Below are 548 nucleotides of genomic sequence, written 5' to 3'. Positions count from 1 at the left end.
GGAACAACTTTGGCTGCCGGCGCTCTATTCTTTATGGGTACATCTGCACATGCGGACGAAGCTTATACCGTTCAATCAGGTGATACACTATCAACGATTTCTCAAAAATACGTTGGTGACAACTCCTTGATCCAAACTATTGCAGAACATAATTCGATTTCAAATATTAACCTGATCTATTCAGGTCAACAATTAACGATCCCTACAGGAGACCAAGCAGCAGTTGCAGAAACAACTTACTCTGCACCTCAAGAAACACAAGCACAACCAGCTGCCGCACCTGTCCAACAAGAAGCAGTTCAATCTGCTCCTGCAGAAGCAGCACAACCTGTTGTGACTGAAACTGCAGCACCAGCTACAAGCACAAACTCAGCGAAAGAATGGATCGCTCAAAGAGAATCAAGCGGTTCTTACACAGCAACTAATGGCCGTTACATCGGACGTTATCAATTAGATGCTTCATACTTGAATGGTGACTACTCTGCTGCTAATCAAGAACGTGTAGCCGATCAATATGTTACTTCACGTTATGGTTCATGGGATGCTGC

General features: G+C 44.2%; 1 protein-coding gene. It reads left to right on the top strand.

What is annotated here, in order from left to right:
- On the top strand, positions 1-548 hold a 548-nt coding region (gene apf / locus DVW83_RS14870; RefSeq protein WP_137239709.1), incomplete at both ends, for an aggregation-promoting factor.

It is taken from the genome of Enterococcus sp. VV15 (assembly GCF_005236045.1).
In the GTDB taxonomy this organism is placed as follows: domain Bacteria; phylum Bacillota; class Bacilli; order Lactobacillales; family Enterococcaceae; genus Enterococcus_B; species Enterococcus_B durans.
Note: the sequence above shows the minus strand (reverse complement) of the source record. Positions and strands in the feature narration are given on the sequence as shown.